The following is a 16,041-nucleotide window of genomic DNA, read 5'->3' as shown; positions in this document are numbered from 1 at the left end:
AGCATGGATTTAGATCAATATTTAGAGGTTTTTATAGAAGAAAGCAAGGAACACTTACAAGCTTGTAATGAACAACTATTGGAGCTCGAAAAAAAACCTGATGATCTCATGATTGTGCAAGAAATTTTTAGGTCAGCCCATACATTAAAAGGAATGTCTGCGACGATGGGTTTTGATGATTTAGCACGATTAACTCATCAAATGGAAAATGTGTTGGATGAGATTCGAAATCAGCGAATAAACGTTAATGCCGACATTTTAGACATTGTATTTTTAGCTGTTGATGATTTGGAAGCAATGGTTTTATCGATAGCAGAAGGTGGAAATGGAAAAAGAGATGTCTCTTTAACAATAGAGAAGTTAGAAAACATCGTAGCAGGTCAAATTGTTATGAAAAGTTCTGCAGATAAAGAACATTCCGGTGCTCCCGCAGAAATTGAAGCCAGCTCGGGATTTTATGACGAATACGAATGGGCGGTTATGGAACAATCAGTCGACCAAGGCTTTAAAGCTTACTCTGTTAAGGTGATTTTAAATGATGATTGTATCTTAAAGGCAGTCCGTGTTTTTATGGTTTATGAAATTTTTGCCGAACTGGGAGAAGTAATTAAATCGGTTCCTTCCGTTGATGTTCTTGAGGAAGAAGATTTTGGGCAGGAGTTTACGGCAACGATTCTATCAAAACAATCTGCAATAGATATCGAACAGAGAATATTAAAAGTATCAGAGATTGAATCTGTACGAGTTTCGCCGGTACCGAATAAGACATCTGCGGATCAGGAATATAAAGTCGCGAAGGATATGGAAGATGGGAATCAGCTACAGGTGAATTCAGCAAAGCAGGTAATAAAGGGTAAGGAAGAAGAAAAAGCTTCTTCTGTTACTACTGCGGCGGCTCCTGGCAAGACGATACGGGTCAATATTGAGCGCCTTGACATATTAATGAATCTATTTGAAGAGTTAGTGATTGACCGCGGAAGACTCGAACAAATTTCGAAGGATTTAAAAAATGCAGAGCTGTTTGAAACAGTTGAACGTATGACAAGAATTTCCGGTGATATGCAAACCATAATCCTAAATATGAGGATGGTACCAGTAGAAACAGTTTTTAATCGCTTTCCGCGTATGGTCAGGCAGCTTGCACGCAATCTAAATAAACACATCCGCCTTGAAATTATTGGTGCGGAAACGGAGCTAGACCGGACTGTTATTGACGAAATTGGTGATCCTCTGCTGCATCTTTTACGAAACGCTCTGGACCATGGTATTGAAACACCGGAAGCAAGACGGGAAAAGGGCAAGCCTAAAGAGGGTACAGTCATCCTGAAGGCTTATCATAGTGGAAACCACGTTTTTATAGAAATAGAAGATGATGGCGCTGGTATTAACACAGATGTTGTTGTAACAAAAGCAGTGGATAAAGGAATTATTACTGAAGAACAAGCTGAAATCATGACAGAACGACAAAAAAACGAGCTTCTTTTCGCTTCGGGTTTTTCCACAGCTAAGGAAATTTCGGATATATCAGGCAGGGGGGTTGGCTTGGATGTTGTGAAAAATACCATCGAATCTCTTGGCGGAAGTGTATCTATTAATTCACGCCTCGGATATGGATCTATTTTTTCTGTGAAATTACCACTTACCTTATCAATCATATCAGTCATGCTAGTTGAAGTTCAGGATGAAAAGTACGCGATTCCGCTATCTTCCATAATTGAAACGTATATCGTCCAAAAAGAAGATATATTAAGATCGCATAATCAAGATGTCATTGACTTTAGAGGTAAGATTATCCCGCTCGTGTATCTGCATTCGATTCTTTCTATCCCTGTTTGTCGGGAGGAGGAAGACTTTTTGTCATTAGTAATTGTGCGCAATGGAGATAAGATGGCCGGGTTAGTTGTCAATTCATTCATTGGTCAGCAGGAAATCGTTTTAAAATCATTGGGTAATTACTTAAATTCTGTCTTCGCTGTATCAGGAGCTACGATTCTCGGGGATGGACAAGTTGCCTTGATTATTGATTGCAATTCTCTTGTTAAGTAAACAGGGTTGTAAGATAAGGAGGAGTTTATATGGCTGACAATGATACTAGACAGATGCAGAAAGTTATAGTCTTTGAGTTAGTGGATAAAGAATATGCAATACCTGTGGAGTATGTGATGTCTATTGAAAAAGTATCAACTATTACAAGAGTTCCGGGTGTAGAACCCTTTGTGATGGGAGTGATTAATCTTAAAGGGACGATCACACCGATTATTGACCTTCGAATGCGGTTTGGCCTAGAACGAAAAGAATATGATGAGTCATCAAGGATTATCATTATTTCCTTTAATGAGTTTGAAGTGGGATTGATTGTTGATTCAGCCAGGGATGTTTTAGAGTTTCCAGCTGATTTAATTGAGCCGCAGCCTAAGGTTATTGGTATGCAGGAGATTGATTTTATAAATGGGGTTGTGAAGGTTGATAAACGTTTGTTGATATTAATTAAACTCGAACGAATTTTACAAGTAATTGGAACAACACAACCTATATAGGAAGAAGGCGGGCAGGTATGTCATATCTCGACTCCATAACACATCTCCAACTAGATACCTTAAAGGAAATTGGTAATATCGGCGCGGGTAATGCCGCGACTGCTTTATCTCTATTAGTGAACAAACCTGTTATGATGAGTGTCCCTTCCGTACAAATTGCAACATTTGATGAAACAATGGAGCTTGCAGGAGGAGCGGATAATGTTGTGGCCAGTGTTTATATGAGAATAGAAGGAGACATCACCGGCAATATGTATTTTATCCTTTCTTTATCGCAGGCAACCAGATTTATCAACCAAATGACCGGTTCCGATCAATTTTCCTTTGATCATTCGTTGGATGATGAAATCTCTTTGTCTGCCCTGACAGAAATGGGCAATATTCTATCTGGCTCGTATTTATCTGCCTTATCTGATTTTACTGGTATGAAAATATATCCTTCTGTTCCTGTACTGGGAATTGATATGGTGGGAGCCTTGCTGGGGTATGGATTACTGGAATTTTCTCAAGTTGGCGATTATGCGATTATCATTGATACGGATTTTACCGAGTCTGATAGTAAGGAAGAAAAAGATGTAAATGGGCACTTTTTCTTACTGCCTGATCCTGGATCATTTGATACAATCTTTTCCACATTGGGAGTGAATATGGAATGAATCCTTATCACGAACAGGAAATTATCCGCGTTGGAATTGCAGATATGAATTTTGCCTATAAGAGTTCCATTATTAGAACAGCCGGTCTTGGATCATGTGTTGGTGTTGTCCTTTACTGCCCATCTCAACAGATAGCAGGAATGGTTCATGTTATGCTGCCGGATTCCTCACTTGCCCGAGGGAAAACATTTAATAAAGCAAAATATGCAGATACTGCAATACCAGAGCTTATTAAACGATTCAAGAATAAGGGAATAAAGAGTCAATTGCTCAAGGCAAAACTTGCAGGTGGAGCGCAAATGTTTCAATTCAGTTCAGGAAGTGATTTGATGAGAATCGGACCGCGAAATGTAGACGCTGTGAAAATTCAGCTTATGGAAAATCATATCCAGGTAATTGCTGAAGATGTTGGTGGAAACAGTGGAAGAACAATTGAATTTAATCCGATTACATGTATATTGCACATTCGTACGGTTAATCAGGGTTGCTGCTCTATTTAAGTTTTCATTCGGTATAGAGCAAAACTAAGGGAAATTTGTCGGATGTACATCTGTTGTTTTTTGTTATAATTTAATTACCATAATAAACCAACTAAAGGGAGGGTCAAAATGTCTCAAGTGAATACCGGTGAAGAACAGACGTATTGGCATAAATGGCTTGAAGGCCGGGACGCGCAGGCTGGAGACATATTGGCAAAAAAATACTTGCCATTGGTCAGTTATCATGTACAACGGATTTCAGTGAACCTGCCTAAAAATGTGAATAGAGATGATATAAGAAGTTTAGCGAATATGGGTCTATTTGATGCCTTAGAAAAATTCGACCCATCTCGTGATTTAAAGTTTGAGACCTATGCGTCCTTTCGAATTAGGGGAGCCATTATAGATGGATTGCGTAAAGAAGATTGGTTGCCAAGAAGTACGAGAGAAAAAGCCAAATTAATCGATTCGACTATAGAAGCATTAGAACAGAAGAATATGCGTAATATCACACCTGTTGAAATTGCCGAAGAATTAGGGATTACAGAGGATGAGGTTGTCAAAATCACGAATGAGAATTTCTTTTCCAATATATTATCAATGGATGAACAGCCGCATGATACTCACTCGGATCAGGAAGCACAATCGTATACAGTGAAAGATGAGCGCGTGCCATCTCCTGAAGAAGCTCTTGTTAAAAAAGAATTGCTCAAAGAGATGGAAGACCTTATTCATAGGCTAAGTGAAAAAGAACAACTAGTGTTGGACTTATTCTATCGGCAGGAGTTGACTCTTACAGAGATTGGATACATTCTGAAGCTATCGACTTCGAGAATTTCACAAATACATTCACGTGCTCTTTTTAAATTAAAAGAGCTATTAGCAAAAACAATATATCGCTAAAGCTATTGGTTTGGGAGTGGGAAAATGGACTTTCCATATAAACTGGAAATAGCCCAAGATAAAATGAAGGCCTGGATCTTACCTATAGGGAATGAGGTACAATCGGTTTCTGATAGACAAATAGATGAATGGCTCGTTTCTTTACCGATTATCTTTGGTATAAAAAAGGAAACAAAAGTACATTTACTGAATACGGAGCAGGTTGTTTTTCCTTTATTGATTGCTGAAGGAAAATTACCTGAAAACGGCCAGGATGGAGAAATAAAGCTCGAATATACAAAGGGAATAGACACAGAAGAGCAACCGTTTAACTTCAGAAATGTAATGGATATTCCTTCCGTCTCTACAGGAGATAAAATTGCGGTTGCATCTCAACCAACTTTTGGTCATTTTGGAATGGATCTCTTAGGAAATAAAATCAAGCCGAAACCAGGCAAAAGAGCCGTCTATAAACTGGGACCCAATGTTATTGAACATGAATCAAGTCTATATTCAACGATTGACGGACAAATCAGTATAGTAGGCCATACTATACAGGTTAATCCGGTTTTTCAAGTGAAAGGAGATTTGAGCCTGGAGGTAGGCAATATTGATTTTGTTGGAAATGTGTATATTGAAGGGAATATACCCGTTGGTTATACGGTTTCGTGCGGTGGCGATTTAAAAGTCTCCGGTATCATTGAAGGATCAGACATTACTGTTGGCGGCTCGGTTGTTGTCAAGGGCGGGATTACTGGAGAAAAAAATTGCAGTATTCGAACAGGCGGAGATCTATACGCCTTATACATAAATTATTCAAATGTCATATCAAGCGGAAATATTATTATTCAACATGCAATTCTCCATAGTTTTGTAACTTCCATGAAATCTGTTGTCTGTAAAAAAGGACATCTAATAGGCGGTGTTTTAAGGGCTGGCAAGAGAGTGGAACTAATGGATGCGGGAAATTGGCATTATACACGTACTGAAATACATATCGGCAATAATGATGCAATTGAAATGATTAAGCAGGATTTGGATTCACGATATCAAAAAATGCAAAAAACACTCTCGAAACTTTCGTATATAGCTGTGAAGCTTGAAGAAAAAACAAGGTTATCGAATGACAAAAAAGATGCTCTTTTGCTGGAAAAGCAAAGAAAAACAAAAGATTTCTTAGTAGATGAAATGAAAAAACTTAAGCAAGAGAGATTGATGTTAGAGTATGAGCTGCAAGTCGATGATGAGTTAATTATTAACGGTTCATGCTACCCTAATCTTTATATAAAAATGGGTAAATATAGTATGCCATTGAATCAAATTTACCAGTCAGTGAGATTTACTGATAAGGGAAACGAGATATCTGTTTATCCGCTCTAAAAGGGGGCAATAAATCATGAGTTTAAAAGCGATTGAATTGCAAGTTGCACTACCCAGAACGCAGGATGCAGGTAAAATCCAGGAGCTATTGCAGAATCGTGGTCAACAACTGGTTGAGCATGCATCAGAACAGGAAAAAAAGAGTACAAGAGCAAAAAATGAAACAGTACTTAGGCAAGAAAAGAATAGCTCGGTTGATTGGAATAATCATTCCAAGGGCCGGCAGCAGGAAAAACGGCGGCAGAATGATGAATCTACTAAAAATCATTCTGCCTTTTCGCAAGCAGAAACCCATCCTTATAAGGGAAAGAGAATAGATTTTTCGGGATAAGAGGAGACAAAATGACATTTATACTCATAGTAAGCATCATGGTCAATATGGTGGCTGTTTTAGCAATTGTTATCCTTTATTTGAGGCAGAATCGTCTTATTCAATTCGAGAAGGAATGTAAAGAATATCAAAAAGAAGTTGAGGAACTAATCCATACGTTTATAATCGAAATGAAGGAAGAAAACGATGAAATTAAACAGTTGTTTGTGGATAATAGTCGTAAGATCCAAAGTGCTGATGGAGCTGATGGACCTCGCAAGCTATCTGATGAAGAAGAGAAAATGAATCTAAATAGAACAGGGGTAACAAATGGCTATAAGCAGAAGCATGCACTGAATGCTTACGAAAATACGAGCCGGCAATCCGTTATGGATTATCTGAAGGAAGAAAAAATAGAATCAGATGTTATCGACCGGGAGTTAGATCAAATCTCTATATTGGCCGAGGCCCAGAAAATGAAGAACCAAGGGAGAACAATTGAGGAAATTGCAAAAAAAATGGGCCGTGGCAAAACAGAAATTGACCTTTTATTTAAATTAAATCAAAAGTAAAGTAAAAAGGCTTGATTGTATGCTTAGATTATGCTATATTATGACATGGTGTTAATACACACGCTTGAGGATTTGGACTGATCGTGCTGTAAACCTACAGTTTCAGCCTGAAAATGATTTAAGCGGAGGAAAAACAAAACATAGGAGGAACAAACATGTCTGTAATTTCAATGAAACAACTGCTTGAAGCAGGTGTACACTTCGGGCACCAAACTCGTCGTTGGAACCCAAAAATGAAAAAATATATCTTCACGGAGCGTAATGGTATCTACATTATTGACCTTCAAAAAACGGTTAAAAAAGTAGAAGAAGCTTACAACTTCGTAAGAGACTTGGCTGCTGATGGCGGTACTATGCTTTTCGTTGGTACTAAAAAGCAAGCTCAAGATTCTGTAAAAGAAGAAGCTGGCCGTGCTGGTATGTACTATGTTAACCAACGTTGGTTAGGTGGTACATTAACAAACTTCGTGACAATTCAAAAACGTATTGCACGTCTTAAAGAAATCGAAAAAATGGAAGAAAACGGAACATTCGAAGTTCTTCCTAAAAAAGAAGTTATTCAATTGAAAAAAGAACAAGAACGTCTTGAAAAATTCTTGGGCGGTATCAAGGATATGAAACAAATCCCTGATGCATTGTTCATCATTGACCCACGTAAAGAGCGTATCGCTGTTGCGGAAGCTCATAAATTGAATATTCCAATCGTAGGTATCGTTGATACAAACTGTGATCCGGATGAAATCGATTATGTAATCCCTGCAAACGATGATGCAATCCGTGCTGTTAAATTGCTTACTGGTAAAATGGCTGACGCTATCCTTGAAGGTAAACAAGGTGAAGAAACAGCTCCAGTTGCAGAAGAAACAGTAGTAGAAGAAACTGTTGAGGCAGAAGAAGCAACTACAGTTGAAAATGCTTAATTGATTTTTTAAAGGTGATAAGAGGACAGTGCCTTTTATCACCTTTTTTTGAAATAAAATAGAGTGGTGTATACGGAATCGCACACTGCTACATACTGATTTTATCGGATGATATAAAGGAGGAAGACCAAATGGCTATTACTGCTCAAATGGTTAAAGAATTACGTGAAAAAACTGGTGCAGGTATGATGGACTGCAAAAAAGCACTACAAGAAACAAGCGGTGACATGGATAAAGCAATTGATTACCTTCGTGAAAAAGGTATCGCGAAAGCGGCTAAAAAAGGCGATCGTATTGCTGCTGAAGGTTTAACTTCTATCGTTGTTGAAGGCGATAAAGCAGTTATCCTTGAAGTAAATGCTGAAACAGATTTCGTTGCTAAAAACGAAGCTTTCCAAACTCTTGTAAAAGAATTGGCTGCACATCTTTTAGCAAACGCACCTGCAAATGTTGAGGAAGCTTTAACTCAAACAATGACTAACGGTGCAACTGTTGCTGACCACATCAATGCTGCAATTGCAAAAATTGGTGAGCGCATCACTCTTCGTCGTTTTGAAATCAAAGCAAAACCTGAAAACGGAGCTTTCGGAGCTTACATCCACCAAGGCGGACGTATCAGCGTATTAACAATTGTTGAAGGTACAACTGATGAAGCGGTTGCGAAAGACGTTTCTATGCACATCGCTGCTTTAAACCCTAAATACGTATCACGTGACCAAGTTACTGCTGAAGAAGTTGAACATGAGCGTCAAGTTCTAACACAACAAGCATTGAACGAAGGAAAACCTGAAAAAATCGTTGCAAAAATGGTTGAAGGCCGTCTAGGAAAATACTTTGAAGAAATTTGTGTAATGGACCAAACTTTCGTTAAAAATCCAGATCAAAAAGTTGGTCAATTTGTACAAGCTAACGGCGCTACAATCGTTGAGTTTGTACGTTACGAAGTAGGAGAAGGTATCGAGAAGAAACAAGATAACTTCGCTGAAGAAGTAATGAGCCAAATTAAAAAAGACTAATCTAATTACATGTGTATAGCATAAAAATAGGGGACACGTTGTGTTCCCTATTTTTCAAGAATACATTTCCTTAAAATAAACAGATTATTAGATGAGGATATCGACTATTAAAGCTTGCAATAGATCGATAACTAATGACGGTGGAGGTTACTATGAGCAGCGTAAAGTATAAAAGAGTTGTATTAAAGTTAAGTGGAGAGGCACTTGCCGGTACTCAGGGTTTTGGAATTGACCCTACCATCATTTTTTCAGTTGCTAAACAAGTGAAAGAAGTTGCGGAGCTTGGTGTTGAAGTCGCAGTAGTGGTTGGCGGCGGAAATATTTGGCGTGGCAAAACAGGCAGTGAACTAGGAATGGACCGTGCAACTGCCGATTATATGGGAATGCTTGCAACAGTTATGAATTCACTTGCTCTTCAGGATAGTTTGGAACAACAAGGGATTGAGACACGTGTCCAAACATCTATCGAAATGAGACAAGTGGCTGAGCCTTATATCCGTCGCAGAGCAATCCGCCATTTAGAGAAAACACGTGTGGTTATCTTTGCTGCAGGTACTGGAAATCCGTATTTCTCTACAGATACGACAGCAGCTTTACGGGCTGCCGAAATAGAAGCAGATGTCATTCTTATGGGTAAAAATAATGTTGATGGTGTCTATAGTGCAGATCCTGTATTAGATAGCAGTGCTGTAAAATATGATAAACTTTCTTATCTAGATTTAATTAAGGATGGTTTATCCGTAATGGACTCCACAGCATCATCTTTATGTATGGATAACGACATTCCACTAATTGTCTTCTCAATAATGGAAGAAGGAAATATTAAACGTGCCGTTATGGGTGAAACTATAGGTACTATTGTTAGGGGGAAAGAATAATGGCAAAACAAGTTATAGAAAATACGAAGGAAAAGATGAATAAAGGGATTCAGGCATTCTCCAGAGAATTAGCCTCTATCCGTGCAGGTCGTGCTAGTGCATCCCTTTTAGACAGATTGACTGTTAATTATTATGGGGCACCTACACCTGTAAATCAGCTTGGATCAATCAGTGTTCCGGAAGCTCGTATGCTGGTTATTACACCTTATGACAAAACCATTCTTGGTGATATTGAAAAAGCAATTCTGAAGTCTGATCTTGGTCTAAACCCAGTGAACGATGGTAATATTATTCGTTTAAGTGTTCCTGCACTAACTGAAGAACGTCGTCGTGACCTTGTTAAACAAGTGAAGAAGGAAGCTGAAGAAGCAAAAGTTGCGATTCGTAATGTTCGCCGTGATGGTAATGATGACCTTAAAAAGCTAGAGAAAAACGGGGAAATTACAGAGGATGCACTTCGTGGATATTCTGATGACGTTCAAAAAATGACGGACGATCATATCGCGAAAATCGATGCTCTTGCTAAAGATAAAGAAAAGGAAATCATGGAAGTTTGATTTTTATATCATAAAGCCCCTTTTATCTAAAGGGGCTTTTTTGTTACGCCCCAGTATGTATTTAGGTGACGAAATTATATATTAACAAAATCATACAATGCGTCTAAAAAGATTAACTGTTAGAAATCCATAGAACTGCCAGGGAAACAAACATACAAACAGAAATGTTTGTGACAATTAAATGTGGTATGATAGGTTATGGAATTTGTACAAAAGCTAAATAATTAAATATACATAAGCAGGGAAGATTAATTCCTTTTGGAGGAAAAACAATGTTTGGATGGAAAATAGTTAAGAAAAAAGGAAAACAGTACTCTATACCAGAAAGAATAGAAAAGGTAAAACAAAATAAAATACCAGAACATATAGCGATTATTATGGATGGGAATGGCCGGTGGGCGAGAAAAAGGGCATTGCCAAGAGTAGCGGGACATCATGAAGGTATGAAGGTGGTACGTAAAACGACGAAATTAGCTAATGAATTAGGAGTGAAGGTGTTAACGGTTTATGCCTTTTCAACTGAGAATTGGAAACGTCCCAAGGATGAAGTAGATTATTTGTTAAAATTACCCGAAGAATTTCTAGGGACGTTTTTGCCTGAATTGATGGAAGAAAACGTTAAGGTACAAATTATGGGTGATCAAAAGAGACTGCCTTTACATACTGTCAATGCAGTTACTACAGCATTAGACCAAACTAAAGATAATGATGGTCTTATTTTAAATTTTGCCCTTAATTATGGCAGCCGCGCAGAAATCCTCGAAGGTGTAAAAAAAGCCGCAGCTGATATGAAAGATGGTCGCCTCGAAGAAAGCGATTTGACAGAAGAACGATTCTCTGAGTATTTGATGACCAATCAGCTGATGGATCCGGATTTATTAATCCGAACGAGCGGTGAAATTCGACTGAGCAACTTTATGTTATGGCAATTAGCCTATACGGAGTTTTATTTTACAGATGTATTGTGGCCGGACTTTAATGATCATGAATTGCTCAATGCGATTGAAGAATTCCAAGGCAGATCGAGAAGATACGGCGGCGTATAATGAGGAAGGCAGGGATTTTAGAATGAAACAAAGAATCATTACTGCGATAGTCGCAATTGCATTATTTTTACCGATATTAATTTATGGAAATATTCCATTTCTTATTTTAATCTATGCGATGGCGACAATTGGATTATATGAACTAATTAAGATGAAGAAAATGCCACTAATGACGATATCCACATTACTATCGTTTTTATTAGTATGGATTCTATTGATACCGGATCGATACAGCCATTTTTTTGATATGATTCAATACGATAAAATGGATATAGTGATTATCATTGCATTTTTGTTATTGATTATTACGGTGATCTCCAAAAATGCTTTTACGTTTGATGATGCGGCTTTTCTGCTGTTGTCTTCTCTATACATAGGTATATCTTTTTATTACTTTTTTGGGACAAGAGATGGTGAGAATGGCCTTTTAACGATACTATTTGTGTTAATTACGATATGGGTTACTGATTCAGGTGCCTATTTTGTAGGGCGATCTATAGGAAAACGAAAGCTTTGGCCGGAAATCAGCCCAAATAAAACAATAGAAGGATTCCTTGGTGGAGTTGGAAGTGCATTAGTTGTTGCAATTCTGTTCTATTTTCTCTCTAATTTGGACTACAATATAAGTAAGCTGATTATAATGGCATTATTAATTTCGATTTTCGGGCAGTTGGGTGATCTTGTACAATCTGCATATAAAAGGCATTATGGTGTTAAGGATTCCGGAAATATCTTACCGGGACATGGAGGAATTTTGGACAGATTTGATAGTTTTATTTTTATTCTTCCCATTTTGCACTTCTTCATTTTTTAAACGTAACTATACAACTGCCAGGGGAGGAGCTTTAGCTTGAAAAGTATCAATTTATTAGGGGCTACAGGGTCTATCGGTATGCAAACGATAGATATTGTACGCAATCATCCAGAGGAATTTAAATTAACTGCCGTTTCAGGCGGAAGAAATGTGGATGGAATTCGAAAAATTATTCAGGAATTCCAGCCCGAACTGATTTGTGTACAGTTAAAAGAAGATGCGGAAAGACTGAAGACGGAATATCCGGGTAGGAAAATTGTATACGGACATGACGGCTTAATAGAAGCAGCTACTTATGTAAACGGAGATATTGTAGTGAATGCTGTTATGGGAAGCATTGGCTTAATTCCCACTATGCAGGCGATGGAAGCCGGTAAACAAATTGCCCTTGCTAATAAGGAAACATTGGTGACAGCTGGACATTTAGTTATGGAGGCTGTGAAGAAGTATCAAACACCTATACTGCCGGTTGACAGTGAGCATTCTGCTATATTCCAGGCATTACAGGGTGAAAAGGCTAAAAATATAGAACGCTTGATTATCACAGCATCCGGAGGAAGCTTCAGAGACCGAACAAGAGATGAGTTAAAGAATGTTACGGTAGAAGATGCACTCAATCATCCAAATTGGTCCATGGGCGCAAAAATAACCATAGATTCTGCCACAATGATGAATAAGGGACTTGAAGTGATTGAAGCCCATTGGCTGTTTAATTTGCCATATGAACAAATTGATGTCCTATTGCACCAGGAAAGCATTATCCATTCCATGGTGGAATTTCACGATTCAAGTGTGATGGCACAGCTTGGTACCCCGGATATGCGTGTGCCTATCCAATATGCTCTTTCATATCCGGATCGGTTACCGCTTATCTCTTCAAAGAGACTTAATTTAGCAGAAGCGGCAACTTTACATTTTAAAAAGATGGACTTTGACCGCTATCCATGTTTACAATACGCTTATAATGCTGGAAGAATTGGCGGATCGATGCCGACTGTTTTAAATGCAGCCAATGAAGTGGCGGTTGAATTGTTCTTACAGGGCAAGATTCCATTCTTGGAAATTGAGGCACTGGTGGAAAAAGCTATGGAGCGTCATCAGTTAATCAAAAAACCTGAACTCGAGACTATACAGGAAGTCGATCAGGAGACAAGAAGGTATATCGAGTCACTATATTAAAAGGGATGGTCGATTAAGTGGAAACAATATTAGCGTTTATACTTATTTTTGGAGGATTAGTGTTTTTTCATGAATTAGGCCACTTAATCTTTGCAAAAAGAGCTGGTATACTCTGTCGAGAGTTTGCCATCGGAATGGGTCCGAAAATCTTCACCATAAAAAAGAATGAAACGGTCTATACCATTCGCTTACTTCCGCTTGGAGGCTTTGTGCGGATGGCTGGTGAAGACGCAGAAACAGTAGAGTTAAAACCAGGCTATCGTATCGGGGTACTGTTTAATGAAAATCAGGAAATTAACAAAATCATTGTCACGAACAAGGATAAATATCCTGAAGCAAGAATTATTGAGGTGGAACAAGCAGATCTGGATCATCAGTTAATCATTCGTGGATATGAAGATGGAAATGATGAAACAATCCAAACCTTTAAGGTTCATCCAAAAGCGGTAATGGTAGAGGATGGCCTTGAACTTCAAATTGCACCATATGACCGCCAGTTTAATTCAAAAACATTACCGCAAAGAGCGATGGCCATCTTTGCCGGACCGATGATGAATTTTGTTTTAGCAGCTGTGTTATTCATGATTATTGGAATTGCCCAAGGTGTTGTGGTCGATGAGCCGAAGCTTGGCAAACTGACAGAAGATGGACCTGCTATTAGCTCTGGACTTAAGGCGGGAGATGTCGTACACTCCATTAATGGTGAAAAAGTTGATTCATGGAGTGATATTCAATCAACCATTCAAAAGAATGCCAATAATGAACTGACTTTTGAGGTTGAACGTGATGGCCAGAAAAAGGAGATAAGTGTCACACCTAAATTGGTGGATGATTCAGTCGGCAAACGGGGAATCATAGGGGTCTATGCTCCGACGGAAAAATCCTTTATCAAAGCGATCGGATATGGATTTACGGAAACGTATTTATGGACTAAACAAATTTTCATTGTACTCGGTGATTTAATCACAGGAGGATTCTCCATTGATGCGCTATCAGGTCCTGTGGGTATATATGTTTCCACGGAAGAAGTGGCAAAATCGGGTATTTTTTACTTGATAAAATGGGCTGGGGTCTTAAGTATTAACCTTGGGATCATGAACTTATTGCCGCTGCCCGCATTGGATGGAGGAAGGCTGTTATTCTTTGCAATTGAAGCAATTAGAGGTAAACCGGTTGATAAGCAGAAGGAAGGTATGTTCCATTTTATTGGATTCGCCTTATTGATGCTATTAATGATCGTCGTCACCTGGAATGATATACAGCGATTTTTCTTTTAAAATAGGATTCAACCATAGCAGGGGCTAAAAAGGTAATAAGCTCCTGCTATACATATAGTAAAGTGATAAGGATAGAAAGGTGAATAGATATGAGACAAAGTATGACGATGATTCCAACATTAAGAGAGGTGCCGTCAGACGCTGAAGTAAAAAGTCATCAATTATTGCTTCGTGCCGGATTTATGCGCCAAAACGCGAGTGGAATATATAGTTATCTTCCACTTGGTTTAAAAGTAATCCAAAACGTTGAAAAAATCATTCGAGAAGAAATGGAACGCGCTGGAGCGGTAGAATTATTAATGCCAGCACTACAACAGGCTGAGCTTTGGCAGGAATCCGGCAGATGGTATTCCTATGGTCCTGAAATGATGAGAATGAAAGACCGCCATAATCGTGAGTTTGCAATGGGACCAACTCATGAAGAAGTAATTACAAGCTTACTTCGTGATGAGGTTAAATCATATAAACGTTTGCCATTAACTCTTTATCAGATTCAAACAAAATTCCGCGATGAAAAGCGTCCTCGTTTTGGCTTGCTCCGCGGACGTGAATTTATTATGAAGGATGCGTATTCATTCCATTCCAGCCAGGAAAGCCTGGATGAAGTGTATGATCGTATCTTCACTGCATACTCTAATATTTTTTCACGCTGTGGCCTTGATTTTAGAGCGGTCATTGCAGATTCAGGAGCCATGGGTGGGAAAGATACACATGAATTTATGGTGCTTTCTGATATAGGTGAGGACACAATCGCTTATTCGGACTCATCTGACTTTGCAGCTAATATTGAAATGGCACCAGTTATTAACAAGGCTGTAAAAACAGGCGAAGAGCTTAAAGAATTGACTAAAGTATCAACACCAGATCAAAAAACAATCGAAGAAGTTTCAAGCTATTTAAATACATCTGCGGATAAGTGTATTAAATCGCTGCTATGGAAAGTGGATGGTCAGTTCGTGCTTGTAATGGTTAGAGGGGACCATGAATTAAATGATATTAAACTGAAAAATATCTTTAATGCCACAATCGTTGAACCTGCTAGTCCGGAAGAGACTAAAGATGTATTGAATTGTGCCGTTGGTTCAATTGGACCAATTGGAGTGGATGGAGACCGTGTAACGATTATTGCTGATTCCGCGGTTGAGGTCTTGGAAAATGCAGTTTGTGGAGCTAACGAAGAAGGGGTACATTATATTCATGTAAATCCTGAGCGCGATTTCAAGAATGTGAAATATGAGGATCTTCGTTTTATACAGGAAGGCGACGCTTCTCCAGACGGTGAAGGGACCATTCAATTTGCTAAAGGTATAGAAGTGGGCCATGTATTTAAATTGGGGACACGTTACAGTGAAGCAATGAACGGTACGTACTTGGATGAAAATGGTCGCAGTCAGCCGATGATTATGGGTTGCTATGGAATAGGGGTATCCAGAACAGTCGCGGCGATTGCTGAGCAATTTAATGATGAAAAAGGCTTGATGTGGCCTGTTAATATAGCTCCATATCAAGTGCATCTTATCCCGGTTAATATGAAGGAC

17 protein-coding genes are annotated in these 16,041 nt (G+C 38.6%); all 17 read left to right on the top strand.

Annotated features, from left to right (window positions below; genetic code table 11):
* The first annotated feature begins 3 nt into the window (after nt 1-3).
* Entirely contained in the window at nt 4-2,046 is a 2,043-nt protein-coding gene (locus AC4D4B_RS09985) for a chemotaxis protein CheW (RefSeq protein WP_490999854.1), read from the top strand.
* A 29-nt stretch (nt 2,047-2,075) separates the two neighbouring features.
* Nucleotides 2,076-2,537 (top strand): chemotaxis protein CheW, encoded by a 462-nt coding sequence (locus AC4D4B_RS09980; protein ID WP_490995868.1) that lies wholly within the window; start codon nt 2,076-2,078, stop codon nt 2,535-2,537.
* A 17-nt stretch (nt 2,538-2,554) separates the two neighbouring features.
* Nucleotides 2,555-3,193, top strand: coding sequence for a chemotaxis protein CheC (locus AC4D4B_RS09975; protein WP_490995867.1), 639 nt, complete (start codon nt 2,555-2,557; stop codon nt 3,191-3,193).
* The gene (locus AC4D4B_RS09970) at nt 3,190-3,693 is read left to right on the top strand and encodes a chemotaxis protein CheD (protein WP_490995866.1); all 504 of its coding nucleotides are present in this window, start codon (nt 3,190-3,192) and stop codon (nt 3,691-3,693) included. The genes AC4D4B_RS09975 and AC4D4B_RS09970 overlap by 4 nt, the downstream gene beginning before the upstream one ends.
* 108 nt (nt 3,694-3,801) lie before the next feature.
* Nucleotides 3,802-4,575, top strand: coding sequence for a FliA/WhiG family RNA polymerase sigma factor (locus AC4D4B_RS09965; RefSeq protein WP_490999853.1), 774 nt, complete (start codon nt 3,802-3,804; stop codon nt 4,573-4,575).
* Between the two features lie 24 nt (nt 4,576-4,599).
* Nucleotides 4,600-5,934: a flagellar assembly protein A gene (locus AC4D4B_RS09960; protein ID WP_490999852.1), complete on the top strand. Its 1,335-nt coding sequence runs from the start codon at nt 4,600-4,602 to the stop codon at nt 5,932-5,934.
* A 16-nt stretch (nt 5,935-5,950) separates the two neighbouring features.
* Entirely contained in the window at nt 5,951-6,265 is a 315-nt protein-coding gene (locus AC4D4B_RS09955; RefSeq protein WP_490995863.1) for a hypothetical protein, read from the top strand.
* An 11-nt stretch (nt 6,266-6,276) separates the two neighbouring features.
* Nucleotides 6,277-6,816, top strand: coding sequence for a hypothetical protein (locus AC4D4B_RS09950; RefSeq protein WP_490999851.1), 540 nt, complete (start codon nt 6,277-6,279; stop codon nt 6,814-6,816).
* 155 nt (nt 6,817-6,971) lie between these two features.
* Entirely contained in the window at nt 6,972-7,736 is a 765-nt protein-coding gene (gene rpsB, locus AC4D4B_RS09945) for a 30S ribosomal protein S2 (protein WP_066100370.1), read from the top strand.
* A gap of 131 nt (nt 7,737-7,867) precedes the next feature.
* Nucleotides 7,868-8,752, top strand: coding sequence for a translation elongation factor Ts (tsf, locus tag AC4D4B_RS09940; protein WP_490995861.1), 885 nt, complete (start codon nt 7,868-7,870; stop codon nt 8,750-8,752).
* A gap of 152 nt (nt 8,753-8,904) precedes the next feature.
* The gene (gene pyrH, locus AC4D4B_RS09935; protein ID WP_490995860.1) at nt 8,905-9,630 is read left to right on the top strand and encodes a UMP kinase; all 726 of its coding nucleotides are present in this window, start codon (nt 8,905-8,907) and stop codon (nt 9,628-9,630) included.
* Nucleotides 9,630-10,187 carry a ribosome recycling factor gene (gene frr / locus AC4D4B_RS09930; protein ID WP_490995859.1) on the top strand — a complete coding sequence of 186 codons (558 nt, stop codon included), beginning with the start codon at nt 9,630-9,632 and terminating at the stop codon, nt 10,185-10,187. The genes pyrH and frr overlap by 1 nt, the downstream gene beginning before the upstream one ends.
* Before the next feature lie 272 nt (nt 10,188-10,459).
* Nucleotides 10,460-11,233, top strand: a complete 774-nt coding sequence (gene uppS / locus AC4D4B_RS09925) for an undecaprenyl pyrophosphate synthase (RefSeq protein WP_490995858.1) — start codon at nt 10,460-10,462, stop codon at nt 11,231-11,233.
* Nucleotides 11,234-11,255: 22 nt separating this feature from the next.
* The gene (locus AC4D4B_RS09920) at nt 11,256-12,047 is read left to right on the top strand and encodes a phosphatidate cytidylyltransferase (RefSeq protein ID WP_490999893.1); all 792 of its coding nucleotides are present in this window, start codon (nt 11,256-11,258) and stop codon (nt 12,045-12,047) included.
* Between the two features lie 36 nt (nt 12,048-12,083).
* Nucleotides 12,084-13,226 (top strand): 1-deoxy-D-xylulose-5-phosphate reductoisomerase, encoded by a 1,143-nt coding sequence (gene dxr / locus AC4D4B_RS09915; protein ID WP_490999850.1) that lies wholly within the window; start codon nt 12,084-12,086, stop codon nt 13,224-13,226.
* Nucleotides 13,227-13,243: 17 nt separating this feature from the next.
* Entirely contained in the window at nt 13,244-14,503 is a 1,260-nt protein-coding gene (gene rseP, locus AC4D4B_RS09910; protein WP_490999849.1) for an RIP metalloprotease RseP, read from the top strand.
* A gap of 89 nt (nt 14,504-14,592) precedes the next feature.
* Nucleotides 14,593-16,041 (top strand): proline--tRNA ligase (locus tag AC4D4B_RS09905; protein WP_490999848.1); only part of this gene is annotated, 1,449 nt, incomplete at its 3' end.

It is taken from the genome of Pradoshia sp. Z6_59 (assembly GCF_058267515.1).
The sequence above is the reverse complement of the archived record's forward strand: the minus strand, read 5'-3'. Positions and strand labels throughout refer to the sequence as shown.

Excerpts from the sequence above, each read along its gene's own strand:
- AC4D4B_RS09970 (WP_490995866.1), top strand. The coding sequence starts at position 3,190 with ATGAATCCTTATCACGAACAGGAAATTATCCGCGTTGGAATTGCAGAT.
- AC4D4B_RS09980 (WP_490995868.1), top strand. The coding sequence starts at position 2,076 with ATGGCTGACAATGATACTAGACAGATGCAGAAAGTTATAGTCTTTGAG.
- frr (WP_490995859.1), top strand. The coding sequence starts at position 9,630 with ATGGCAAAACAAGTTATAGAAAATACGAAGGAAAAGATGAATAAAGGG.
- AC4D4B_RS09960 (WP_490999852.1), top strand. The coding sequence starts at position 4,600 with ATGGACTTTCCATATAAACTGGAAATAGCCCAAGATAAAATGAAGGCC.
- AC4D4B_RS09975 (WP_490995867.1), top strand. The coding sequence starts at position 2,555 with ATGTCATATCTCGACTCCATAACACATCTCCAACTAGATACCTTAAAG.
- pyrH (WP_490995860.1), top strand. The coding sequence starts at position 8,905 with ATGAGCAGCGTAAAGTATAAAAGAGTTGTATTAAAGTTAAGTGGAGAG.
- AC4D4B_RS09955 (WP_490995863.1), top strand. The coding sequence starts at position 5,951 with ATGAGTTTAAAAGCGATTGAATTGCAAGTTGCACTACCCAGAACGCAG.
- rpsB (WP_066100370.1), top strand. The coding sequence starts at position 6,972 with ATGTCTGTAATTTCAATGAAACAACTGCTTGAAGCAGGTGTACACTTC.
- AC4D4B_RS09985 (WP_490999854.1), top strand. The coding sequence starts at position 4 with ATGGATTTAGATCAATATTTAGAGGTTTTTATAGAAGAAAGCAAGGAA.
- AC4D4B_RS09920 (WP_490999893.1), top strand. The coding sequence starts at position 11,256 with ATGAAACAAAGAATCATTACTGCGATAGTCGCAATTGCATTATTTTTA.
- uppS (WP_490995858.1), top strand. The coding sequence starts at position 10,460 with ATGTTTGGATGGAAAATAGTTAAGAAAAAAGGAAAACAGTACTCTATA.
- tsf (WP_490995861.1), top strand. The coding sequence starts at position 7,868 with ATGGCTATTACTGCTCAAATGGTTAAAGAATTACGTGAAAAAACTGGT.
- AC4D4B_RS09950 (WP_490999851.1), top strand. The coding sequence starts at position 6,277 with ATGACATTTATACTCATAGTAAGCATCATGGTCAATATGGTGGCTGTT.
- AC4D4B_RS09965 (WP_490999853.1), top strand. The coding sequence starts at position 3,802 with ATGTCTCAAGTGAATACCGGTGAAGAACAGACGTATTGGCATAAATGG.